The sequence below is a fragment of the Legionella impletisoli genome, assembly GCF_900639875.1.
Classification (GTDB): Bacteria; Pseudomonadota; Gammaproteobacteria; order Legionellales; family Legionellaceae; genus Legionella_A; species Legionella_A impletisoli.
The window spans coordinates 137,409-159,098 of sequence record NZ_CAAAIA010000003.1 but is presented as its reverse complement, the minus strand read 5'-3'; the positions used below and the strand labels follow the sequence as shown (position 1 = coordinate 159,098).

Sequence of the window (21,690 nt, the reverse complement as noted above, 5' to 3'; positions counted from 1 at the left end):
TAACAACAAGATCAAATCTTACCAAATAAAATGCGCATTTTGACTGTATTAGATAGCTATCCCCCCGATTTAAATGGCGGGGCGTACTTCACTCATCGTTTAGCCAAAGGCTTGCAGTCTAGAGGACATGATGTTTTGGTCATTTGCCCTTCTCGTAACCTAAGCCAAGGATATCGCCAATACGAAGGGATTCCTTTATACACCGTACGATCCTGGCCTGTAATGCTCTATAAAAACTTTCGAATTTGTTGGCCTTTATTCATAAAAAAAGGTTTGGTAAAAGCGATTGATGACTTTAAGCCAGATGTGGTGCATCTCCAAGGAAAGTTTATTTTGGGGGGAATGACCCATCGTGTGAGTCAACAAAAGGGTCTTCCTCAGATTGCAACAAACCACTTTATGCCAGAGAATTTTTTCCATTATACAAAGCTGCCAAAGTCACTTGAATATTGGTTTAACCGGGTAACTTGGAAGAATGTAATCGACATGCTTTCTAAGGTTGATGTCGTAACCACGCCTACAAAAACAGCCGCTGAGCTGTTAGCCTGCGTCGGTTTGCAAAAAAAAGTCATTCCTGTTTCTTGCGGCGTTGATTTAAAACAATTCAAACCCAATCAGAATGCATCAACGCTGCGCGAGCAATTTAATATTCCACATAAGCCTATTCTTTTATATACCGGGCGGTTAGATAAAGAAAAAAATTTACCCGAAGTTTTAAAAGCATTCCAATTAGCCAAAGCAACAGTGGATGCACATTTGGTTTTAACTGGGCGAGGAGCTGAATTTACGGCATTGCGATCGCTTGTTAAAGCCTTACGCTTAGAAAATGATGTGACGTTTACAGGATATTTAAGTGATGAAGATTATCCTCATATTTATGGATTGGCGAATTGTTTTATAAATGCGAGTACAGCTGAACTCCAAAGCATCGTTTCTTTAGAGGCTCTTGCTTCTGGCTTACCACTCATTGGTGCCAACGCCGTCGCTTTACCGGAATTAATCGAACATGGGGTAAATGGTTATCTCTTTGAACCAGGGGATGTTAAAACACTTGCTCAATATATTGTGGCGTTATTAAGGGATAAAGACCGAGCCAAGAAAATGGGCTCTCATAGCTATGAGATTGCTAGGCAACATGATCTTAATAAAACGATCGAACAATATGAAACACTCTATAAGGACATCGCAATAAAATGACTCGATTCATCGCTGTAAAAAAGAATATTAATCGTTCTTTAACAAGACGTAATCTAGAGGGCATGGTGCTCTTGGTCATGAGTTTTATCATCATGAATAAGGCTGGAGCTTATACAGCAACGGTGGCGGGCAACTCCGTCCCTGACTTGTTGCTTGATTATTTGCCTTTATTTAATGTCACGACCATTCATATCTATATAGCAATTTTATTTTGGGTTTTGTTCGCTATCTATTTAATCATTCATCCATATTATTTATCTTTTTTCACGAAAGCAGCTGCTATTTTTATTCTTGTACGAAGTGGGTTTATTTGTCTCACTCACTTAGGGGTACCGACTAATCACCTCACCATCCCAAAAGATATAGCTCGATTTGTAATTTACGATTGTGATTTATTTTTCTCAGGTCATGTGGGTGGTCCTTTTTTAATAGCACTAACGTTTTGGCAAAATGTAACGCTCCGGCACTTAGGCTTAATAGCCGCTTCATTTTTTGCAATCATCGTACTTCTTGGTCACATTCATTACAGTATTGATGTATTTGCAGCGCCTTTTATTACTTATGGTGTTTTTAAATTCAGCCAATGGCTTTTTCCAGAAGATTATCGACTTTTAATTCATGAGTTAACGCGATGAGTTTTAATTCACACAATGATTCAACGCTTTTAAGAGAAACAATTCAGTCGATTCGAGCGTTGCCGTCAAATGAATTCAATTATTATTTAACGCTCATGGTTAGTATTTTGGAGCAAAATCCTGATGTTGAGCAACGTTTTATCTTCTTGAAAAAAATTCGTAACCTAACAATAGCTCTGCAAGCTTTCTTCCAATTGTTGGATAATCACGAAAATACCGAGCATTGCATCCAACAGATTACCCAGGAAATTTCTGATTTAGTACGCCTTGCCCATTTAAATTCGATAGGATCTAAACTTCGCTCTGTATTGCAAATGACAATTGGCTTAATCGCAGCCGTCGTAGTCGGTTTAAGTTGTATGGTAGTGGGATTTGGTCTAGGGTTATTCTTCCATTCGAATCCTTTCAAAGGGTGCTTTTCAGGCTTACAAGTTGGCTTAGGACTTGGCATTATCCTTGGTTATATGCTGCCAAAAAAATTATTAACCTCCAAACTTACCTTAAAACTTGAGTTTTGCCTTAATAGTCTAAAACAGTTAAACGCTGAATTAAATGTAGATCGTAAAACTCACGAGGATTATCAACGGGAAACCAAACAAGCGCTAATTTCTAAATTTTTTGCTGATTTCGAGAATCCTGAATTAGCCTTTGAAACATTTCTTCATGAAAATCAAACCTATGAAATTTGCACCACCCCTTCAGGGCTAATTGATCGCGAATTTGATGGCTCTCTCGGCCACCATACCTTGATTCGTTATCAAATCAATGGTCAATGGGGGATCCCGATGGAGTTTGGCGACAGACTGAGCTCACCAAATTGGATCGAGCAAGCTGAAACGAGAACAGTCAAAGGACAACTACTGTTCGATATGCTGACTTTGGATAGAAAGCTTGCAACAACCCATCCCAAAAATTTAAGATTTGTATGGAATAAGTACAAAGCAGGCTCCAATGATTGCCTTACTTATACCGATAAAATTACGATTGGCACTAAACAAGCTCCAACAAATATTAAGCGTTTTCACCCTAAACTCGATACTTGGTTTGGCACCCATATTTTAGCCCCTATATTCCGTTTTATTAGTGTGATTTCGGAGCACGATTTAAGTAATACATCAAAACTCTTTAGTTACAGCGATGCTTCCCAAATCACTTTTTTTGGGAAGTCATCTAAAAATAAACCTAAAGGCATTAACAATCCGACAAGTCCGGGATTACCTATACCCATGACCAATGAACATGCGAGATTTTAGTTGTGCAAACATTTCATCCCTTATAAATCAATACCGTCATTAAACTAAAGCGAGGAACAACATGCTTTTGATAAAAAGCTTCGACGTTGGACGCTTTATTCATCAGGCTGGAGTTTTTTTCTTAATTCTTTTATTTGGCTTTGCCTAGATTTTTCATCCAGCATTTTTTGCTTAGTGCGTCGTGAGCGTCTTTTCTTTTGGCGTTTTAACTTCTCAATTCTTTGCTGTGCTTTGGTTTTTTCCTCTTTGAGAATTGAATGCAATTTTTCACAAAGACGAAGCCTTGCAAAATAACGATTCTCTTCACGGCTTCTAGATTCTTGGCATTTAACTTCCATGCTGGATGGAATATGTTTTAAGTAAACTGTAGAGGCGGTTTTGTGTAGCTTCTGGCCGCCCTTTCCGCTTCCTAAAATAAATTTCTCGATGAGATCCGCTTCATTTAAATGAAGATTATCCATCCATTCCGCTAACTTTTCCCATTTCTCTTTACTAATCATGACCTTTGATGCTCTTAAAATACTTTCCTAAATCATGATAGCAAAATTTTTAGCTATACTTAGTAAAGAGAGGGAATAGGCAAGCGTTTAAATTATCATCGTCATTGAAAATAATTTACTTATTTAATGGCACACATCTTCCCTGGAGAAAGTATGAAGAAAAAAATTGGTTGGCCAGGCCGAATCGGGAGATTCTTTGGAGCTATTGGAACCGGTATACTAACTGCTTTAGCATTTACATTCGAAACAGCAATGGCAGCAGTCAACATAGAAATGTTTAATCCCGAAGGAGTGAGCTATGAATTAACAAAAGCCGCACGGGATCAAACAAAGCAGTGGTGGAATGAAATGAAAACTGGTTACAAAAACGTCCCTGAAGAAAATCCTATCGATAAACCAAATTTGACCGCTGCATCCGCAACGCCTCCCTCTAAAACAACTGAGGATTCAGTATCCTTAGTCACAGGGGTAACAGCGGCCGCGGCAGCCACCTCCAAAAAGACAAAGCCCCAATCAGAAGAAGTAACCAAACCTTCGGCCCCCTTAGCCGTAGGTGAGACGGCCGCCGTTGTAGGTGCAACGACCGCCATGACTAAACCAAAAGGAGCATCAAACACTGACATTGTGGAGGTTTCTAAGGCCGGCTCCCAAAATGAATTGAAAACTATTTCGGACCATTACCACACTTTTATGAGAAGTACAGTAGGCAAAGGTAGTCCAAGTTATAACGCGCCACCAATAATAAATAATAACACGTCTATTCAATTAAGTTTCCCGACTAAAGATTCGAAGAAAGTCTTTTTACATGCACTTGCTAGTGAGGGTAAAAAATTTATCGCCAAGGATTTGAAAAGTTCTGCCGTTTATTATAGCGATGGAAAAACACTGCACAGCTTCAAAAACGAAGATGAATTCCAAAAACATCTATTAGCAAAACCTTTAGCTTCAAACACACAAACTACAAAAGCGGAAACCCCAACAACATCACCCCCTGTAGAACAAGCCAATCGTACTTTGGGAATGAAATAATTTACTGCCAGCTACTTGAGATTCCTTTCTATATTTAATAATAGTGTGCATCTAAACTGAGGTATTTTTTAAACATTCTCTTATTTGATCTGCTACCTGTATCAGCTTTTGGGGTGCATATGGTGTGGGCGAGTATGATGGTTGCCAAATACTATATGGCCAGAACGGATCATCTTCATACCGCCCAACCACATGAACATGCAACTGTCGAACTATATTACCTAAGGTTGCCACGTTAATTTTAAAGGGGTTAAACATTTCTTGAATCTGACATGATAATTGAGAAACTTCTTGCATGAGCTGATTATGATCAGTCTTATCAAGCTGATTTATTTCTTCGATTCCATCTATCCTCGGAACCAAAATAAACCAAGGAAATCGTGATTCATCTTTCAAAAAAAGTCTGGATAGCGGCCAATCTATCAATTCAATGCTTGTCGATTGGATTCGTTCATCTACTTTAAAAGTCATATTAAAAATCGAGTTCGGCCATGTTAACGTGAATATGCTCCATCGCAAGCGATAAGAAATCCCAGTGCTGTTCTATTGTAGTACATTACAAAAAACTGATGTCATCTGCAAATCGAATTAAAAATAATTGAACTAATCTCGTGGCTTTGTCCGCTTTAAAATAATCTTTACCTCGATAGACATCGAGTAATTTTTGGAGAGAAACGCCTACAAGTTGCGCCATGATTTCAAAATTTATTTCACAATGGGTGAGCAAGGCTTGGATTAGTAATTTTTGTTTATGTTTTTTGTATCCTAGCTTGACACAAATCTCCGTATCCGATCCCTCTTTTGTCCTATTCACAAGATACTCCAAGTTATTTATCTCTTTTTAATCAGAGTGTGAATTTTATACATTTTCGAGCACAATCATTACCGTATAAACTACTTATCCTGTAAAGAAAGATTCGATTCACTTAAAATTTCTATTAGTCTATCCCTTGATATTGCACCAATTTTCTCCTGTATTTTTTTCTTAATTTCAAGCACATAGCCTTCAACCGTTCGATAAGACAGGTTCATTTTTTTGGCGATTTCTTTTGAGGTAAATCCTTTAATTAATAACGCAGCACAATCCGCTTGCTTGGGGGTAAGATAAAGATCATCGGATTCATTCAATAAAAAATATCGACTAATTTTGGTAGCCTCAAAAAATTGTTTTTTTGCATCATGAGAAAGAGAATAAGGGCTAACCGCTCGTGGATAGATAATTTGTGGTTCAGGCAAGTAAATTCTATTTTTCCCAGCCAATTGAATTAAATGTTGCCCAGAATCATTAAAATAGTGAATAAAGTGCTGAAGTAAATCGATATTTCTAACGTAAAAATTATTAATCTCATGTTGTGATCGATTTGCAGCAAAAATATACAAATAGGTGACATCGTCTCGTTTTACTACAAAACTAATCCCATGATCGATATCAAAAAAATCTCGGCCCTGAAGATAAATCGGATCTTTAATATCCATTTCTGACCACAAAAAATAACCCTTGGGTAGTAAATGCTCGACATCAATGGCACCGATCGAATTATAAAGTGCATTTTTGTAAAAATGACTAATCCACTCTGGATTATTGGTTAGCAACTCTCTTGAGCAATCTTGATGATAAATTTTTATGTAATTAAAGTAGCTAATCCCAACCTGAGACAAAATGGGATCGCACAGTTCTTTTACCCATTGACTACTATCTAAAACCTGTGATTTATCTAAATCTATTCCTGTCATGAAGGCTTTTGTAAGTTTAAGTCGAAACCAAGGAGGTGCTTATCATTTCTGTTAACAATTCAGTAATGTTTGAACTCATTTTGGGAATTGTACAATGATTATCCGATACAAATCCATAATTTTTACAAGAGAGAATAAATTTAAACAAGTCATCAAAATATCCAGCAACATTTAAGAAGCCTATGGGCTTATCGAAGAGTCCTATTTTAATAGCATTCCATGTATCAAATGCTTCTTCCAAAGTCCCTAACCCACCTGGCATGACCAAAAACATATCGGCTTTTTGTTGCATGAATTGTTTTCGTTCCTGCATAGTATTCACTATATGCAACTCATCTAATGTAGAAAGCGGCTTTTCTTTTTGAATTAGTTGATTTGTAATCACACCAACGGTCCGTCCTCCACAGGCTTTGACGGTATTTGCCAACAATCCCATAAGCCCTAAACTTGACCCGCCGTAGACGAGTGTGAATCCTTTTTTTGCAATTTCTAACGCAGTCAATTGCACCGATGTCTGGAATAATTCATCATTCCCGTGATAAGCACCCAAATAAACACATATAGAAGTCACCATTATCCCTTATGAAAAAATTTTGATTAATTTAAAAAATCACAGTGTTAAATCCTATCCGTAAAAAATACGGATGAATAAGCTTTAATCTTGGAACTAATCATTTGAGCAAATTCGATTTGATTGAAAAGATGAATCCTAATTGGGATGATTGATACGAAACGAAAAAGCCGATAGCGTTGTTCTAGAAATTCTACGGTTTTTGTTCGCGAGAAATAACCGAAGCAGTCATTCTAGAAATACACGTTTGCTTTCCTTCTTCATTATATATATCCACTTGCCAAACATGAGTGGTGCGGCCAATATGGATGGGATAAGTAACGGCTCTAACTACCCCTTCTCGTGTAGAGCGGATATGATTAGCATTAATTTCTAAACCGACGCAATAGAATTTCTCTAAATCAACAACTGCATTAGCGGCTGTACTGGCAACCGTCTCCGCTAGAACAACGTTAGCACCGCCATGTAAAATTCCGATTGGCTGTTTAGTGCGCTCATTCACTGGCATGGTTGCAGTTAAAAAGTTCTCACCTATCTCGGTAAACTTTATCCCAAGATAAGCGGCCATTGTATTTTCACCACGACGATTTAAATCATTAATAGTGATTTCTTGAAACCAAATAAACTGATTTTTTTTATCCATAATTCTATAACATTTCGAAACTCAAATAGATTATATACCCGTAATCGTTCAAAATGCGAGATTTTAGACGCATTTTGAACGATTACGGGTATATGCCACGCCACTAATTTTTGCTAACGACGAATATAGAAAAGCCAAGTAAAATTATTTTTAAGCAATTATCAGCGTATTGACATAAACTAAAATAATAGCATTGGTAAACATTTCAAAACAAAGGAATGAAGCAAAAAAATGAGCGCGAAAAACCCGCCAAAAAAGAAAAAAAATCCTTTTGATAGCGACGCTTTCTATGCAGCTATAATTAGATCAAGTAATGATGCAATTATTGGGCATGACTTTGCAGGAACCATTCTAAGTTGGAATAAAGCAGCTGAAAATTTATATGGGTTTAAAGCTTCAGAAATTATTGGATTATCAATCGATTATTTCCTCGCGGCTGATAGAAAAACAGAACACATAAAAAAATTAAAAAACGTAAAAAAAGGTAAAAAAATCGAGCATTTTGAAAGCGTCCATCTCAAAAGGGATGGAGTGGAAATGAAGGTTTCCCTTTCCCTCTCGCCCATAATTGATCATTCTGGAGAAATTCTTGGTGTCGCTTCCATTATAAGAGAAATACCTTTTGTCATACAAGAGCAAAAACAATTTGAAATGGCTGTGGAGGCAGCACCAAACGGAATACTCATGATTGATGCCTCGGGCACTATGAAACTAGTGAATGAGCAACTTGAGCACATGTTTGGATATTCCAGAGATGAGCTCATTGGAAAGCCAATTGAAATGCTCGTACCCAAACGATTTCGGGCCAAACACCCACTCTATAGAAAAGCTTTTTTTAAGGATCCCAAAGCCCGCCTAATGGGGGCCGGACGGGACTTGTATGGTTTAAGAAGAGATGGTACGGAATTTCCTGTTGAAATCGGTTTAAATCCCTTAACCATAGAAGGGGTCCACACTGTATTTGCTTCGATTGTCGATATCACAGAAAGAAAACGACTGGCCCAACGCTTTGAATTAGCTGTTGAATCGGCTCCTACAGGCATGATAATGATCAATCGCGCTGGAGAAATTGAGCTTTTAAATTCTCAAATTATTAAAATGTTTGGTTACAAGCGCCAGGAACTCATGGGACAGAAAATTGAAATTCTGGTTCCCGAGCGTTTTCGTGCAAAGCACCCTGAGCACCGCCTGGTTTTTTTTGAAAAACCTAAAGCCAGATTGATGGGGGCAGGCAGAGATTTGTTTGGTCAACGGAAAGATGGTACGGAATTTCCCGTTGAAATCGGCTTAAACCCTTTGATTACAGAAGAGGGGAGCTTTGTTTTAGCCTCCGTTGTTGATATAACGGAAAGAAAAAAAGAGCAGGAGAAATTTCGTTTAGCCATTGAAGCGACCCCTTCTGGTATTTTAATGGTCAATAAAATGGGTGAGATTGAGCTTGCGAATGAGCAAATAATTAAAATGTTCAAATATAAAAAAGAAGAATTGATAGGACAAAAGGTTGAGTTTTTAGTACCCGAGCGCTTTCGGCATAATCATCCCAGATATCGTAATGCTTACTTTATGAAACCGCAAACACGCGCAATGGGTATAGCACGTGATCTATATGGCTTACGAAGTGATGGCTCTGAGTTTCCTGTAGAAATTGGGCTAAACCCTTTAAAAACAGAATCTGGAATTTTTGTTTTAGCCTCTGTTATTGACATTACTGAAAGAAAACTAGCTGAAAATACCATTAAAGCGAGCAACGAGGAATTAGAACGATTCGCCTATGTAGTATCGCATGATCTGAAAGCACCCCTAAGGGGAATTGCAACTATCTCTGAATGGATTAATGAAGAATATCATGACAAATTAAATCATAAAGGCAAAGAATATTTAGAGTTACTAGGCAGCCGAGTCAACCAGTTGCAGGGATTGATTGATGGGATATTACAATATTCAAGAATTGGCCGTATAAAAGAAAAGTCAGAAAAAATCGATTTAAATAAGCTAATCGATGAGATTAAAACCATTCTAATGCCACCTGACCATATAGAAATTAAAATCCAAAAAAAATTGCCCATAATTTTTGCAGAAAAATTTCATATACACCAGGTTTTTCAAAATCTAGTTAGCAACGCCATTAAGTTTAATGATAAAGAACAAGGAAAAATTTTAATTGGTGTTACCGAACTTAGCAGGGAATGGGAGTTTTTTGTAAAAGATAATGGCATTGGTATTGATGAGCGATATAAAGATAAAATTTTCGAGCTCTTTCAATCTCTGGGGAGTAAAGAAGAGCATGGATCTACAGGTGTTGGTCTTACGTTGGCTAAAAAGATAGTGGAACTTTACAATGGAAAAATTTGGTTTAGATCAAACGTAGGTAAAGGTACAACCTTTTACTTTACTTTAAGCAAAGAAAACACAAGAGAGAGATAATTATGTACTCAACTAATCCAATCCTTCTAGTGGAAGATGATATTATTGATCAAATGGCTGTTCAAAGAGCCCTGAAGGAACTCAACGTTAAAAATGAATTAGTTATTCAGGGTAATGGGGAAGAAGCATTGGAATATCTTAAAGAATTCGGCAAGCCTTCTCTAATTATTTTGGACTTAAACATGCCTCGAATGAATGGGATGGAGTTTTTAGATGTTATCAAGAAAGATAGACTTTATAGAAAAATACCAGTTATTGTGTTTACAAGCTCCTCTCAAGAAGGTGAAAAATTAAAAGCATTTGATAAGTGCATTGTAGGTTATATAATCAAGCCTGCCGACTATAAAAAATTTTTGGATATTTTTAAATGTATTGATTCCTATTGGTCTGTTTCACAAGGCCCCATTATTTAAGTCGACATTTCGCACCTGCGCTTGTTGGCTACACAAAGGTCTCCCTTAAACCCGGTGTTTGGGTTGATATATCTTTCTTAAGAGGTTTTGCGGATAAAAATAAACTAACATCAGCTATGGATGCAACCATTTTAGACTGTCTCTTTGTTGGAGGTCTAATAGTCTCTAGTCTTCTGACTTGTTCATCTTGTTTTTTAACCAAATGCTCATGAATTTTTAATAGGTCGCTATATTTTACGGTTTCTTGTTGCAATTGTGCTTTTGTCTCTGAAAGCTCTCTTTCTGCTTGACATATTCTTTCTGAAATTGAATGGAGTTCTTTATTACTATCAGAAAGAAAACCATCCAATCGCTGAAGAAACTGGTTTCGTTTTGTTTCATCTTCAACTAAGGCATTAGATAGTGTTTCAATATTGCTTCGAAGCGCTTGATTCACAAGCTTTAAGTTTCTAATTTCGAGTGCGGATTTTTCTTTTAACACAAGTAACTCTTTTGCTGAAAGATCCAATGCTTTTGCAGTGCTTTTGAGTTCTACCCGAACATTGTCTAACTGGGTTTCGGTCGCTTTTAATTGTTCACTTGATTTTATTAATGCTAATTTCGTCGCTTCAAAATCCACAACAAGTACTTTTTGCTGCTCCACTATCTCTCGAAGTGCTCTTTCATTTTGTCTTAACTCAGCAATTGCTTTTTCCTGTAGCTCTTTATTAGTAGTTAGCTGGCCGACCAAGAGCTTTAACTCCCCAATTCTTACCTTTAGATTTTGTTCTTGTACCCGTACATCATTTAATGCTTGCTTTTGGCTCATACAGGTTTCTTGAAGCGTTGTATTAATTTTTTTTAATTCACTAAGTTCTTTATCGAGTGAGGTAATATTAACCTGAAGCTTGTCAATTTCCGCTGCTAATTTACTATTTTGCTCTGTAAATTTCTGTACTTCTTGTTCGAGTTTAAAAGCCTGATATGCGAGATGCACAAAAATGCTTTCGACCATTTCCCCAACACTGGAAGACAAGAAGTCCATTAACTTGGACTTATCACCATAACGGGAAGCATGCATATCAAGCAAAACCGTGATCAAAACAAAAATTAGCCCTCCTAGAGCCGCAATGCCGGCAAAAAAAGGGTTGGTGATAAGAAACGCGCTACCTGTTATTGCGAAACCTAAAGGAATTTTTAAATAAGGAGGCAATAAAGCGAACGTTTTGGCTAGCCAGTCAAGAGGTGAGTCATACTGATTTACGGATTGAAAGACATCTTGAATGGCAGAGCGGATGCGATGAATACCTTGGGTATTTAGCTCAGAACCTATTTTACGAATTTCGTTTGGATCGGAGGGCATCCCTATTTGCTTTGCTAATTTACTTATTTCTTGCATAGGGAGATTAAGCTTAGATTTACTTGCCATGTCTAATTCCTTTTTTTCCATAAAGATAAAAGAATTAATCAGATTGGTTCCATCGGTACTGATTAATTCCCGTGCATTCTAACGAAGGCCGTTTCGAAAGACAATACTATCATTTGGCAGTGTTTAAAATTTAAAAATCAGATCAAATATTTAACGCTGATCACAAGAAAACAAAGATTAGCAATAAACAAAAAGCTATAATCGCCGTTATCCCATGCCCAATAGCCATTGCTTTGGGTATAGAATGTCCAGATAAATCTTTATAAAGCATCATGATCCCACCAAGAGCAGCTAGAATGAATAGAATGATGCTAATGAGTGGATATTGAGTATTATAATACGCATAAAGGATTAATAGAACAATTCCAATGCCAGCAAGCGGACCATGTAAAAAAGCTATCATTTTAGGGGTATTTTTATCCCGAAGAATAAAGGACAGTAAATATAAACCCAATAAAGCAGCCAGAGCGAAAAAAATTACAGCACTAATTAACATCTTAAAAAACTCCTTTTAGAATGATATATGATTATCGGTATAGAGATTCTAGTAGTATACGAACAATGTCAAGCGATGAGGAACTGAGTGAATATTACTTACCCAAAAAGTCATCCATGAAATGCATATTTACGTTCCCTCTGATTTTTTTATGTTATTTTGATTGGGAATCTCTAACAAATAGGCAACCGGTTGCATACCAGGAATTTCATCGAAAATCACTTTTAATATCGCTAATAGTGGGAGTGCTAATATAACACCGACAATGCCCATAAACATCCCTCCTAACACGAGGGTTAAAATTGCAGCAAAGGGATTAATCCTCACCTGTCTTCCTACAATTTTCGGTGTTAAAAAATTTCCTTCAATGGCTTGAACGATCAAAAAAACAGCTAGCACCCCCACACAATACCACAACGACTGATGTGATAAAAAAACAAAAAACACCGTAATTAACGCCGCTATTGTAATGCCAATATAAGGGATCAATGTTAAAAATGCTGCTGACATACCAAAAAAAATCGCGTTTTTTATCCCTAAAAGAAGTAATCCTATAGAATTCAAAATAGCGACCGTTAAAATAACTAAAGACAAACCAATAATGTAGTGGTAAATCACCGATTGGACATTTTTCAAAATTGATTCTAAACGATGATGATACTTCTGCCTTAAAATTTTATTTAAAAAAGAAACAAAATAAGCCCGATAGTACAAAAAAAAGAAAAGAGAAATAATAAAAAGAAGAACAGAGATAACAAAGCCTGTAGTGAACGAAAGGGTATTAGTAAATATTGAAGTACTGTTTTCCAATACGTTTGAGTAGGACTTTGTCCAAATTGTATTCTGTTCACTTGAGCTTAAACCAAAAATTTCCCATAAAGAATGTTTGATCTGATTGAACAATTGATTTGATTTTTGCTGAACTGAGTCCATTTCGAATTGAAGGTTGGAAACCTGAATTAAAAAAATAAAAATAAGGCTTAAAACTAGTAAGATAAAGAAAGAAATGACCATTAGGGTGCTTAGCAATCGAGGAATTTTAAGGTATTCAAGTCCACTTACTAATGGTTTAAGCGCAAACGCCAAAATAAGGCCGGCAAGTAAGGGCTTAAAAAAAGCTTGCGTGATATAAATAAAATACCCAGATAAAAACAAACTGGCTATCACATAAAAGTATGTTCGAAATGCCTTCATGCGCTATTTAAATCCATTTTATAAATCCGTTTCTAATCTTTGACATGTTGACAAAAATCTCGTTGCATAACAGGATACTTGGCTCCCTATTATTTTTTGAGTCGTTGCTCTTCTACTCTCAGTCTAGTTTTAGTTATAGCATATATTTTGCAAAACCTTGCTTTCTTTGTTCTATTGGACTCTAATGCAGAACATAAATCCGAGCGCCACATCAATAATTCTTAATATTGCCAGCTTTGTTACGATTTCACCCTCCACGCGCTACCCGAGATACAAGTCATTCTTAATCAGCGGAGAGCGCGAGGGTTCATATCATGGGATTACGCTCAGCATCAATATATGTGCTGGGTTCAATTTTTGTTTCATTTCTTATTTTGCGCAATAATAACCCAAACGCTGGTAAAAACATACAAAGTATTCCCAAGCTAAAAATAGTTTGAAATTTAATGGCCGAGGCGCCAATGGTTTGCTCGGGGGGGATAAACCCAACCGCCAGAGTTATTAAACAGCCAATGAGACCAATTACACAAGTGACATAGTAAGCGATATGGCCGCCGGGAATAACGAATGCATCGGTGGGGGCTAATTTTTGCTTTTTCAAAAAAATAGCGGCAATGAATAACAAAACATACATCATGATATAAAGCTCAGTACTGAGATCAGCAAAAAGCCAATAGATTGCATTGACCGAGGGCAACAATAAAAAACAAAAACACAGTAAAGTAACAATCCCTGCCTGCATCAATAAAATGCGTGACGCAATACCATGCTCATTGAGTTTATAAAAACCCTGTGGTAAATAACCATGATTAGCAGCAATTAATAATCCTTTCGCTGGCGAGATAATCCAGTTAATCATGCTGCCCACACAACCCAATAAGAGCAATGAAGCCATCACCGGTGAAAGCCAGTTTAAATGATACGCAAACAAAAAATGATCAAACGCTTGCATGACACCATCCACTAAGCTGATATCCTTTTTAGGCACCACACAGGCAATGGCCAAGGCGCCCAAAATCATGGTCGATAAGATAAGCAGTGACGAATAAAGCATGGCTTTAGGATAATTTTGTCTTGGATTCTCTATATTACGTACATGAACTGCGGCAAGTTCCATGCCCAAAAAAGACGTCATGATGGCGGTAAGTGATACCCAAGACTGGGTATTTGACCAATCAGGCATGATACTTTGCCAACTCAGATCAATGACAATAGGTTTGCCCTGCAATAGCCATATCAATGAAAAAACAACGATTCCCACCATCGGTAAAATCAAGCCAAAGATGGCACAAAAACTGGCAAAACGCGCCGATGCTTTTAAGCCATTTAAGCCCAAATAAGTCAACGTCCAAAATGCGATCAAAATCACTGAAATAATATAAATTTTATTCAGAGCCAGAGCCGGGTTAATCAAATGAGCCAAAGTTCCTGCAATAAACGATAAAATGGCAGGATACCAAATCATGGTATTTATCCACTGTAACCAAATGGCAAAAAAAGCTATATTCTCACCCAATCCAGATTTAACCCAGCTGTATACCCCGCCCTCTTCCTCAGGAAATTTAGAGGCAAGCTCAGCAGAAACCAGCGCCACAGGAATTAAAAAAAACAGCGCGGAGAGAATAAAAAAGAAAATCAGACTTGAACCAAATAAAGCCGTGCCTGGCAAGTTTCGGATGCTGTCAATCGCGCCAGTAATTAATAATACCAGTGCTAAGATAGATATTTTTGCAGAGGATGCCGTTTTATTCATTGGGCCAACTTATCACGCCAGTGAGGAGTGCTGGGCCAATTAATTCAATGCTATCGGGATGGTTTACTAATGTGAGAATCCCGCCAGGGTTTTTAATCTTAACTTCACCCACTTTATCTTCAAGATAAAAGGCCGCCGCACAGGTTGCCCCGGTACCACAAGATTGTGTAGGTCGTTGCACCCCGCGCTCATAAGTTTGCGCTTTCAGGTAATTTTTTTCAATTTCTCGATAGCTTGTAATGTTCATTCCTAATGGAAATTCATCAGTTAGATGATTTAATTGTTGTCCAAGCGCCAGCAATGCCTCAGAGCTTAATTCTTGAGGCAAAATAAAATGCGGTTCAATGGCATCGGTATAATAAAATCTAAACCCAGCAAAGTCATAACAATAAAAACCCTTGTTCCGATGAAATTGCGTTTTATGGGAAAAAAATTTGTTATCAGGTTTAAAATTGACCTTAGGCAACTGAATCGAATAGGTTTGGTCATCATACCGATGCAACGGTCTATCAGCTTTTGGCGTCCTAATTACGAATTGCTCAAACATAGGATAATGCGAATACATATAAGCCGCACATGCTCTGGAACCATTGCCACAAAAATCACCCATCGCTTTATCACGACCCAACACCCACATAATAAAAAAATAGGTATCATCTTTGGCAACGCCATCAAGTAGGATCATGGCATCATCACGTTCCTCTCTTACCAAGATTTGATGGATGGTTTCGAGGCTTGCATCATCTAACGTTTTTTCTTTGAGGCAATCAACCAATATAAACGTATTTTGACAGCCTTCTGCCAATTGAATGTTCGGATATTCTTTCATAGGTCTTATTCTTAAGAAGTTAAGTCAACACGGGAAGTATTCATATGGACTACTCCATTGCTCTCGCTTCGCAAACTAAGCTTAAAGAAACCGCTTTGTTGCATCGCCTGAGTATACATCCCTTGTGTTGCAATCTTTGTGTAAAATGGCGGATAAATGGTTGTGCTATCATTGGTGGGTTGATAATCAGGTGCTTCAGGGTTCAACTTTATAAAGAAATCGTGTCGAGAATAGCTTGTTCTGGTTATGTTTAAAGAGGTTTGATGCCTTGATTTGAAGTTTGCTGTTTCTCCTCGTTTAAAGGCATTTAATAAAAACTCAGTTAATTGACAAAAAACAGATACCCCTTCACCTTTAGTTTGCATAAATGTTTGTTGCTCAGAGGTAAAATGTTGAATGATTTCAGCTTTTAGACGTCCTTCGAGCATAAGATAGTCAGGTGAGGCTTTCATCAAGTGTTTTTTAAACGTTCTGGCGTGCTTGAACTCTGAGCCATCTGGTACTTTTTCTTCTTGTAAATAGGTCACAAAAGCTTGCTCAGTTGCAATAATGCCACCTTTATCTTTATAAGATCGGGCATTTGTCTCCTGAGGCTCATCTTTAATATCTAATACAAAGAGCACTTGCCCATCTTTATTGGAATACTGCTTAGCTGCTTCAGTCGTTTTTTGACATTCCTTGGAAACACCGTTGGAAAAATTTTGGCTATGGAATAATGTCTTACCAGTGATGCCATTATAAGAATACACATCAATCACCGGTTTATCCGATAAAGTCAGTCCTATTTCTGGTTTGATCAGCATTTTACTGGTGGAAACAACAGCCCCTGTATGATTTAAAAATGAAATTTTGACCTTGTAGGCATATTCTTTTTCAACACGATTTTGACGATTGGAACACTTAACGACTTCAAAGGAGGCTGCTGTAATTTTTGAATCCAATAATTCTTGACCATCAACCATAAAAACACCTTAATTGGTAAAAAAGTAACAACGTTCGGTTTGCTTTGAATGAACACTTATTGATCTAAAACCAAACCATGTCAACGCCCATCTGCCTTAATCAGTTGACCAGACGAAAGCACAATAACAACCGCTTTATACTGGACTTTAGCCATTCTTACAAAAATGATCAATAATTAATCTTTACAGCCCCTGACTTGTGTTATAACGGTAGTTATTAATTATGCGACCATAAGGTTGTTATTTTGATTAGAGATACGCTTCGATTGCATCTAAAGCCGCTTGAGCGCATTGACCATCAAGCTCAGGATTCGCACCACTGATACCAATTGCTCCCAAATGCTGACCTTGCTTATTGATTATCGGCAATCCCCCTTCCAATAGAACAATATCCGGAACAGAAGAGTAAGGGCTATTTTTATAAGCCTGATTACGCTCAGCTAACGTCTTGGTAGAAACAGAAATACTTGCTGAGGTCATTGCTTTAAGTTGCGCCATTCGTATGCTGACAAAATTATTGCCATCCATGCGCTTAAAAACCTTTAAATTCCCATGACAATCCAGAATTGCAACCGCGATGGTTGCCTGTTTCTCCGTAGCAAATTCCAAGGCACGGTTAACCATTATTTCAGCCATTTCTAATGAAAGTGCTTGTATTGTAAGTTGCATAATTAAGAATGTTGTAAGGTATTAAAGATTATAATAAAACAACTTTTTAACCAATAGCGAGTCAAACCTCAATAATTTAGTTCTTCTTTAAATTATTTGTAACTGTAACCAACTAATTTTTATAAAATGGCGCGCTCGGAGGGACTCGAACCCCCGACACCTTGGTTCCAAGCCTGATACTCAATAACAGAAAACATTATAAATCAACACCTTACGATGCATCGAATTACAAAATAACAGCCTAAAACGGCCACAAATACACTACAATCGGACACAATTACGGCACGTTTTTGTCACTGTTGCGTCAGACAGTACTAGGCAGTATTTTTGACTATTTGTTGTTCCTTAAGTTTAGTTGAAGGAGCACATATAAATTAAAAAACCTTTAAGGTTGTTTTTATTCTGCTATAATAACCTTAAAGGTTATCTTGTAGAGATAACCATGAATGAATCAAAAGCACCGACCTATCATTTAAATGATATAAAAAAGGCTTTCAATAGCGCAAACAAGCTAAGGATGACCGTATCCGCGAAACAAGGACAAATTTTGCTGGGGTTTTCTGATGAAGACGTTGTCAATGCTATTCAAAACTTAGATTGGCTTGATTTTTATAAATCTATGGCGCCCAGAAAGCCGGGGTTTACAGCATGGCAAGATGTATATAAGTCGCACTTTAAAGGAGTGGATTTATACATTAAGTTTCAAGTGGGGCAAAGTGGCGAGCTGATTCTCTCTTTTAAGGAGAAATGATATGAACTACGCAACCTGTGATATTTGTGGGGAAGATAAGGCCCATCATAAAATAAAACCTGTCAATTACACTTATAAGGGACATGATTTCACTATTGAACAACCCGCAATATGGTGTGAGGCCTGTGGTGAAGGGATTCTTACGCCAGAAGATAATAAAGCGATTCAGGCTGAAATCCAAACCCATAAAGCAAAAATTGATGGCATTCTCGCACCTTCTGAAATTCAAAAGATACGAAAAACACTAAACCTTACCCAAAAAGAAGCCAGCAATTTATTTGGTGGTGGAGTCAATGCATTTAACCGGTATGAAAAAGGCGTAAACTCAATCCCTAAGCCCTTAAGTCTTTTATTGACGATTTTAAAAAACCATCCTGACCAATTGAATGAAATTACAGGCGAGATACAAAGATACAACAGTTGATGCATATTTTTTTAACGGAGCTATTATGGCATATTTTTGAGCAAGAGGAGGGATTTCCCGCCTCTTTATGTATCGGCAACAGTTTACACAATAGGCTTATGCAGCATATGAAGCTGGTATGCCTCTTAGATTTAGATGGTTTATAATGCATAATCACCATCGTATTATTAGACAGGATTATTAAACATATGCCTTAACATATCCATCTATCCTGTGCCTTCCAGAATCATGAGTGATACCCTGCCGAGGAAGTTCACGTTATCGTTCTAATGACTGAATAACGTATACATTCCCACCAAAACTTTCCACCTGTTCTAGCATTAAAATCGACCCAGCTTTTGCATCCCTCATCTTATGCTGATCGCCCTTATTTACCAAACAACGAATAGCCTTTCCGTCATCAGTCTTAAATGTAGCCATCAAATGCTTATCATCCTTCGTTTTATCGAGGGCAAATGCGATAGAACTAGCAAAAGCGAGTCCTAGGAATGTTGCTAATAGTTTCTTAGTCATCATGAACCTCTCCACTGACAGTGCTATCGTTCCTTTATAGGCGAAACACAATAAGTGTAGTCCATCCTGCGAAGTCGTCGGCGTGGTCAGAATAAATTATCTCTTAGCTCAAGTGTACAATACTCGTTATTTCATTATCGCTTGCTTTATAGGTTCATTGGGTACTTAAATACATCATTTCATATTTTTAAAACTATTTTTGATCTTATATTTTAATAGTGAGTTACAATATGCTTTATTAAAAATGTCTGAAAAATCATCTACGGATTTTTCCCTGTAATCTATCCCCAAAACAAAATCATAAATAATATTTCTTAACCACTTATCGTACTCGTGATCCATATCAATTGCATTCATCGCATAATCAAATTGATCAATAAAGTAGATCAATGAGCACGCACGCTGGTTTGCTTGCTGATCTAACTGGATATAATCTTTTGTAACTTCTAAAAGTAATAAAGTTTTCAATTGAGAAAGGTGGTAGCATATATGTGTTGAGAAATGGTGTTACGTTATGCACACCTTTCTAGTGACTATTTGAAGCTTGCCGCCGAAAGAATTACAAAAAAAATTCTGGCACGTTTTCGTCACTGTAACTTGGTTTTTACGGCACGTTTCGAACCAATTCCTATCTAAGTTGTTGATTTTAATGGTGTCCTTAAATGGCGCGCTCGGAGGGACTCGAACCCCCGACACCTTGGTTCGAAGCCAATTTGATCAAGATAAATTAACAATAAAATCAGAAACTTGCGATGTAACGATTCTGCAAATTACTGCCTACAACTGCCTGAAACGGTCAAGTCCGATTTTTGCTGTAAATTCCCCACATTGATTCGTCCCTTTGTTTTAGCGAGTTAGTAATTATCTAAGCCAATTTCATGGCCACTATGCTTGGCTCGTCCATCTCACCGCGCCCCATAAGCCACTCGTTAAAGTCATCCATATCCAAGTAGCGCCGGCTTTGCCAGGCTTCATTTTGCTCAGCAAGGAGCGCCCCAAACATTCGCAGTGCTGCGTCATCATTTGGAAAGATGCGAATAACCCGCTCTCGTCGCCTGATTTCCTCATTAAGTCGCTCTTGCATATTGGTGGTCCTTAAACGCTTACGATACTTTTCTGGCAAGACCATCACTGCCATTGCATCTTCAAAGGCCTCCTCTAAACACGCGACAGCTTTAGGTGCTGATTTTTGAAAGCGTTCAACGAACTCGTCTAGTCTTCTTCGAGCTTCCTTCATGTCAGGTGCTTGTAAAATGAGCTTGGCGGAAGCTGCTATTTCTGCGCGGTGTCTCAAAGAGCAAGAGCCCAATATATTGCGCATCAAATGGACCTGACATCGTTGCCAGGATGCGCCCTGAAAATGTTTTTGAATCGCTTCTTTAAGTCCTGAGTGTTGGTCGGAAATAACAAACATCACGCCTCGTAACCCTCGGCCCTTAAGCCAACGAAAAGTCTCGTCCCAGGTAGCAAAGCTTTCTGTATCACCAATTTGAACACCCAGAATCTCTCGCACGCCATCACTGCGTACACCAGAGATAGTTAAGGCGGCTCGAGAAACAACACGGTCCTCATCGCGGCTTTTAAAAAATAATGCGTCAACAAGAATGAATGGGTAGCTCTGACCATCAAAACGTTGCTTCATTCTTCTCCATTAACTTCTGTCTTAGCTCGGTAATTGCTTTCATTGCTTCTGGCAAGCTGATTTCAACCGTAATATTTTGGTTTAAACCCCCTTCTGGAAAATTACCTGTGTCATATTGATTTAATAGAATAAAACTATGCGCATAATCCGTTAAGACATTTAACAATCCGGTCGCCTCTGATTGACTTAAGATCCTGGACTGAGTCTGTTGAAATAAAGCTATGGTCTTTTTTAGTTCCTGAAGTTGATAATTTTGTTTCTGAAGACGGCTATTGTCTAAGGCATAGCCTTTGACTAAATATTCTTTTAATACTTTATTGGCCCATATTCTAAATCGGGTACCCTGCTTGGACTTAATTCGATATCCTACAGATATTATTACATCAAGATTATAATATTTCGTTTTATATTCTTTGCCGTCTGCGGCAGTTGTCAAGGATTCCTTGACAACTGAATTCTCATCTAACTCACCTTCATTAAAAATATTGCGTATATGAAGGCTAATGTTTTGTTTTGATTTTTTAAATAAATCAACCAGCTGTGCTTGACTTAACCAGACGGTTTCATTTTCCAACTCAACTTCAGTTCGAATATTATTTTCAACATCTTGATATATTATTATAGTGCTGGACATAAAACCTCATGTAGGC

The 21,690-nt window shown here is 37.6% G+C and carries 23 protein-coding genes and 1 pseudogene; 8 read left to right on the top strand and 16 right to left on the bottom strand.

Going from position 1 to position 21,690, the window contains the following annotated elements:
• Positions 1 to 30 precede the first annotated feature (30 nt).
• From E1O41_RS04950 to E1O41_RS04940, 3 genes are read left to right on the top strand one after another with little or no spacing between them, the layout of a single operon-like run.
• Positions 31 to 1,197, top strand: coding sequence for a glycosyltransferase (locus E1O41_RS04950; protein WP_131776205.1), 1,167 nt, complete (start codon positions 31 to 33; stop codon positions 1,195 to 1,197).
• A complete protein-coding gene (locus tag E1O41_RS04945) occupies positions 1,194 to 1,832 on the top strand; it encodes a phosphatase PAP2-related protein (protein WP_131776204.1) in 639 nt (212 codons plus the stop codon). The genes E1O41_RS04950 and E1O41_RS04945 overlap by 4 nt, the downstream gene beginning before the upstream one ends.
• A complete protein-coding gene (locus E1O41_RS04940; protein WP_131776203.1) occupies positions 1,829 to 3,085 on the top strand; it encodes a hypothetical protein in 1,257 nt (418 codons plus the stop codon). The genes E1O41_RS04945 and E1O41_RS04940 overlap by 4 nt, the downstream gene beginning before the upstream one ends.
• Positions 3,086 to 3,180: 95 nt before the next feature.
• Here the strand turns inward: E1O41_RS04940 and E1O41_RS04935 are convergent, their stop codons facing one another.
• A complete protein-coding gene (locus tag E1O41_RS04935; RefSeq protein ID WP_131776202.1) occupies positions 3,181 to 3,585 on the bottom strand; it encodes a peptide chain release factor family protein in 405 nt (134 codons plus the stop codon).
• A gap of 153 nt (positions 3,586 to 3,738) precedes the next feature.
• On the opposite strand from E1O41_RS04935, the gene E1O41_RS04930 reads away from it, so the two are divergent.
• Positions 3,739 to 4,614, top strand: a complete 876-nt coding sequence (locus E1O41_RS04930; protein WP_131776201.1) for a hypothetical protein — start codon at positions 3,739 to 3,741, stop codon at positions 4,612 to 4,614.
• A 51-nt stretch (positions 4,615 to 4,665) separates the two neighbouring features.
• Here the strand turns inward: E1O41_RS04930 and E1O41_RS04925 are convergent, their stop codons facing one another.
• From E1O41_RS04925 to E1O41_RS04905, 5 genes are all read right to left on the bottom strand, one after another.
• Positions 4,666 to 5,085 (bottom strand): HIT domain-containing protein, encoded by a 420-nt coding sequence (locus E1O41_RS04925; RefSeq protein WP_131776200.1) that lies wholly within the window; start codon positions 5,083 to 5,085, stop codon positions 4,666 to 4,668.
• 85 nt (positions 5,086 to 5,170) lie between these two features.
• Positions 5,171 to 5,428 carry a hypothetical protein gene (locus tag E1O41_RS04920; protein ID WP_131776199.1) on the bottom strand — a complete coding sequence of 86 codons (258 nt, stop codon included), beginning with the start codon at positions 5,426 to 5,428 and terminating at the stop codon, positions 5,171 to 5,173.
• An 80-nt stretch (positions 5,429 to 5,508) separates the two neighbouring features.
• On the bottom strand, positions 5,509 to 6,348 hold the full coding sequence (locus E1O41_RS04915) for a helix-turn-helix transcriptional regulator (RefSeq protein WP_131776198.1): 840 nt from the start codon (positions 6,346 to 6,348) through the stop codon (positions 5,509 to 5,511).
• Between the two features lie 16 nt (positions 6,349 to 6,364).
• On the bottom strand, positions 6,365 to 6,922 hold the full coding sequence (locus E1O41_RS04910; RefSeq protein ID WP_131776197.1) for an LOG family protein: 558 nt from the start codon (positions 6,920 to 6,922) through the stop codon (positions 6,365 to 6,367).
• Between the two features lie 190 nt (positions 6,923 to 7,112).
• Positions 7,113 to 7,562, bottom strand: a complete 450-nt coding sequence (locus E1O41_RS04905) for a hotdog fold thioesterase (protein WP_131776196.1) — start codon at positions 7,560 to 7,562, stop codon at positions 7,113 to 7,115.
• A gap of 231 nt (positions 7,563 to 7,793) precedes the next feature.
• On the opposite strand from E1O41_RS04905, the gene E1O41_RS04900 reads away from it, so the two are divergent.
• Positions 7,794 to 9,986 carry a PAS domain-containing sensor histidine kinase gene (locus E1O41_RS04900; protein WP_131776195.1) on the top strand — a complete coding sequence of 731 codons (2,193 nt, stop codon included), beginning with the start codon at positions 7,794 to 7,796 and terminating at the stop codon, positions 9,984 to 9,986.
• 2 nt (positions 9,987 to 9,988) lie between these two features.
• Positions 9,989 to 10,399 carry a response regulator gene (locus E1O41_RS04895; protein WP_131776194.1) on the top strand — a complete coding sequence of 137 codons (411 nt, stop codon included), beginning with the start codon at positions 9,989 to 9,991 and terminating at the stop codon, positions 10,397 to 10,399.
• Positions 10,400 to 10,427: 28 nt separating this feature from the next.
• On the opposite strand, the gene E1O41_RS04890 is transcribed toward E1O41_RS04895, so the two are convergent.
• The 7 genes from E1O41_RS04890 to E1O41_RS04860 all read right to left on the bottom strand — a co-directional run bounded on the left by E1O41_RS04890 (position 10,428) and on the right by E1O41_RS04860 (position 17,710).
• Positions 10,428 to 11,807 carry a coiled-coil domain-containing protein gene (locus E1O41_RS04890; RefSeq protein WP_131776193.1) on the bottom strand — a complete coding sequence of 460 codons (1,380 nt, stop codon included), beginning with the start codon at positions 11,805 to 11,807 and terminating at the stop codon, positions 10,428 to 10,430.
• A gap of 160 nt (positions 11,808 to 11,967) precedes the next feature.
• Positions 11,968 to 12,303, bottom strand: a complete 336-nt coding sequence (locus E1O41_RS04885; RefSeq protein ID WP_131776192.1) for a hypothetical protein — start codon at positions 12,301 to 12,303, stop codon at positions 11,968 to 11,970.
• Positions 12,304 to 12,432: 129 nt separating this feature from the next.
• Entirely contained in the window at positions 12,433 to 13,497 is a 1,065-nt protein-coding gene (locus E1O41_RS04880; RefSeq protein ID WP_131776191.1) for an AI-2E family transporter, read from the bottom strand.
• 307 nt (positions 13,498 to 13,804) lie between these two features.
• Positions 13,805 to 15,250, bottom strand: coding sequence for an APC family permease (locus tag E1O41_RS04875; RefSeq protein ID WP_131776190.1), 1,446 nt, complete (start codon positions 15,248 to 15,250; stop codon positions 13,805 to 13,807).
• Positions 15,243 to 16,079, bottom strand: coding sequence for a diaminopimelate epimerase (locus E1O41_RS04870; protein ID WP_131776189.1), 837 nt, complete (start codon positions 16,077 to 16,079; stop codon positions 15,243 to 15,245). The genes E1O41_RS04875 and E1O41_RS04870 overlap by 8 nt, the downstream gene beginning before the upstream one ends.
• Positions 16,080 to 16,090: 11 nt before the next feature.
• Positions 16,091 to 17,041, bottom strand: a complete 951-nt coding sequence (locus tag E1O41_RS04865; RefSeq protein ID WP_131776188.1) for a hypothetical protein — start codon at positions 17,039 to 17,041, stop codon at positions 16,091 to 16,093.
• Between the two features lie 249 nt (positions 17,042 to 17,290).
• The gene (locus E1O41_RS04860) at positions 17,291 to 17,710 is read right to left on the bottom strand and encodes a GlcG/HbpS family heme-binding protein (RefSeq protein WP_207384504.1); all 420 of its coding nucleotides are present in this window, start codon (positions 17,708 to 17,710) and stop codon (positions 17,291 to 17,293) included.
• Between the two features lie 442 nt (positions 17,711 to 18,152).
• Between E1O41_RS04860 and E1O41_RS04855 the strand changes: the two genes are divergently transcribed.
• Positions 18,153 to 18,461 (top strand): type II toxin-antitoxin system MqsR family toxin, encoded by a 309-nt coding sequence (locus tag E1O41_RS04855; RefSeq protein WP_131776187.1) that lies wholly within the window; start codon positions 18,153 to 18,155, stop codon positions 18,459 to 18,461.
• Position 18,462: 1 nt separating this feature from the next.
• The gene (locus E1O41_RS04850; RefSeq protein WP_131776186.1) at positions 18,463 to 18,885 is read left to right on the top strand and encodes a type II toxin-antitoxin system MqsA family antitoxin; all 423 of its coding nucleotides are present in this window, start codon (positions 18,463 to 18,465) and stop codon (positions 18,883 to 18,885) included.
• Between the two features lie 258 nt (positions 18,886 to 19,143).
• Here the strand turns inward: E1O41_RS04850 and E1O41_RS04845 are convergent, their stop codons facing one another.
• The 3 genes and pseudogenes from E1O41_RS04845 to E1O41_RS04830 form a co-directional block, all read right to left on the bottom strand.
• Positions 19,144 to 19,401, bottom strand: a complete 258-nt coding sequence (locus tag E1O41_RS04845) for a hypothetical protein (RefSeq protein ID WP_131776185.1) — start codon at positions 19,399 to 19,401, stop codon at positions 19,144 to 19,146.
• Between the two features lie 862 nt (positions 19,402 to 20,263).
• A pseudogene (locus E1O41_RS04835) lies at positions 20,264 to 21,037 on the bottom strand (IS256 family transposase); the annotation flags it as partial.
• The gene (locus E1O41_RS04830) at positions 21,024 to 21,674 is read right to left on the bottom strand and encodes a virulence RhuM family protein (RefSeq protein WP_131776182.1); all 651 of its coding nucleotides are present in this window, start codon (positions 21,672 to 21,674) and stop codon (positions 21,024 to 21,026) included. The pseudogene E1O41_RS04835 and the gene E1O41_RS04830, both read right to left, overlap by 14 nt.
• Positions 21,675 to 21,690 lie beyond the last annotated feature (16 nt).

What these genes read in the sequence shown, in the direction of transcription:
- E1O41_RS04950 (WP_131776205.1), top strand. Translation starts at nt 31, where the DNA reads ATGCGCATTTTGACTGTATTAGATAGCTATCCCCCCGATTTAAATGGC.
- E1O41_RS04945 (WP_131776204.1), top strand. Translation starts at nt 1,194, where the DNA reads ATGACTCGATTCATCGCTGTAAAAAAGAATATTAATCGTTCTTTAACA.
- E1O41_RS04940 (WP_131776203.1), top strand. Translation starts at nt 1,829, where the DNA reads ATGAGTTTTAATTCACACAATGATTCAACGCTTTTAAGAGAAACAATT.
- E1O41_RS04935 (WP_131776202.1), bottom strand. Translation starts at nt 3,585, where the DNA reads ATGATTAGTAAAGAGAAATGGGAAAAGTTAGCGGAATGGATGGATAAT.
- E1O41_RS04930 (WP_131776201.1), top strand. Translation starts at nt 3,739, where the DNA reads ATGAAGAAAAAAATTGGTTGGCCAGGCCGAATCGGGAGATTCTTTGGA.
- E1O41_RS04925 (WP_131776200.1), bottom strand. Translation starts at nt 5,085, where the DNA reads ATGACTTTTAAAGTAGATGAACGAATCCAATCGACAAGCATTGAATTG.
- E1O41_RS04915 (WP_131776198.1), bottom strand. Translation starts at nt 6,348, where the DNA reads ATGACAGGAATAGATTTAGATAAATCACAGGTTTTAGATAGTAGTCAA.
- E1O41_RS04910 (WP_131776197.1), bottom strand. Translation starts at nt 6,922, where the DNA reads ATGGTGACTTCTATATGTGTTTATTTGGGTGCTTATCACGGGAATGAT.
- E1O41_RS04905 (WP_131776196.1), bottom strand. Translation starts at nt 7,562, where the DNA reads ATGGATAAAAAAAATCAGTTTATTTGGTTTCAAGAAATCACTATTAAT.
- E1O41_RS04900 (WP_131776195.1), top strand. Translation starts at nt 7,794, where the DNA reads ATGAGCGCGAAAAACCCGCCAAAAAAGAAAAAAAATCCTTTTGATAGC.
- E1O41_RS04895 (WP_131776194.1), top strand. Translation starts at nt 9,989, where the DNA reads ATGTACTCAACTAATCCAATCCTTCTAGTGGAAGATGATATTATTGAT.
- E1O41_RS04890 (WP_131776193.1), bottom strand. Translation starts at nt 11,807, where the DNA reads ATGGCAAGTAAATCTAAGCTTAATCTCCCTATGCAAGAAATAAGTAAA.
- E1O41_RS04885 (WP_131776192.1), bottom strand. Translation starts at nt 12,303, where the DNA reads ATGTTAATTAGTGCTGTAATTTTTTTCGCTCTGGCTGCTTTATTGGGT.
- E1O41_RS04880 (WP_131776191.1), bottom strand. Translation starts at nt 13,497, where the DNA reads ATGAAGGCATTTCGAACATACTTTTATGTGATAGCCAGTTTGTTTTTA.
- E1O41_RS04875 (WP_131776190.1), bottom strand. Translation starts at nt 15,250, where the DNA reads ATGAATAAAACGGCATCCTCTGCAAAAATATCTATCTTAGCACTGGTA.
- E1O41_RS04870 (WP_131776189.1), bottom strand. Translation starts at nt 16,079, where the DNA reads ATGAAAGAATATCCGAACATTCAATTGGCAGAAGGCTGTCAAAATACG.
- E1O41_RS04865 (WP_131776188.1), bottom strand. Translation starts at nt 17,041, where the DNA reads ATGGTTGATGGTCAAGAATTATTGGATTCAAAAATTACAGCAGCCTCC.
- E1O41_RS04860 (WP_207384504.1), bottom strand. Translation starts at nt 17,710, where the DNA reads ATGCAACTTACAATACAAGCACTTTCATTAGAAATGGCTGAAATAATG.
- E1O41_RS04855 (WP_131776187.1), top strand. Translation starts at nt 18,153, where the DNA reads ATGAATGAATCAAAAGCACCGACCTATCATTTAAATGATATAAAAAAG.
- E1O41_RS04850 (WP_131776186.1), top strand. Translation starts at nt 18,463, where the DNA reads ATGAACTACGCAACCTGTGATATTTGTGGGGAAGATAAGGCCCATCAT.
- E1O41_RS04845 (WP_131776185.1), bottom strand. Translation starts at nt 19,401, where the DNA reads ATGATGACTAAGAAACTATTAGCAACATTCCTAGGACTCGCTTTTGCT.
- E1O41_RS04830 (WP_131776182.1), bottom strand. Translation starts at nt 21,674, where the DNA reads ATGTCCAGCACTATAATAATATATCAAGATGTTGAAAATAATATTCGA.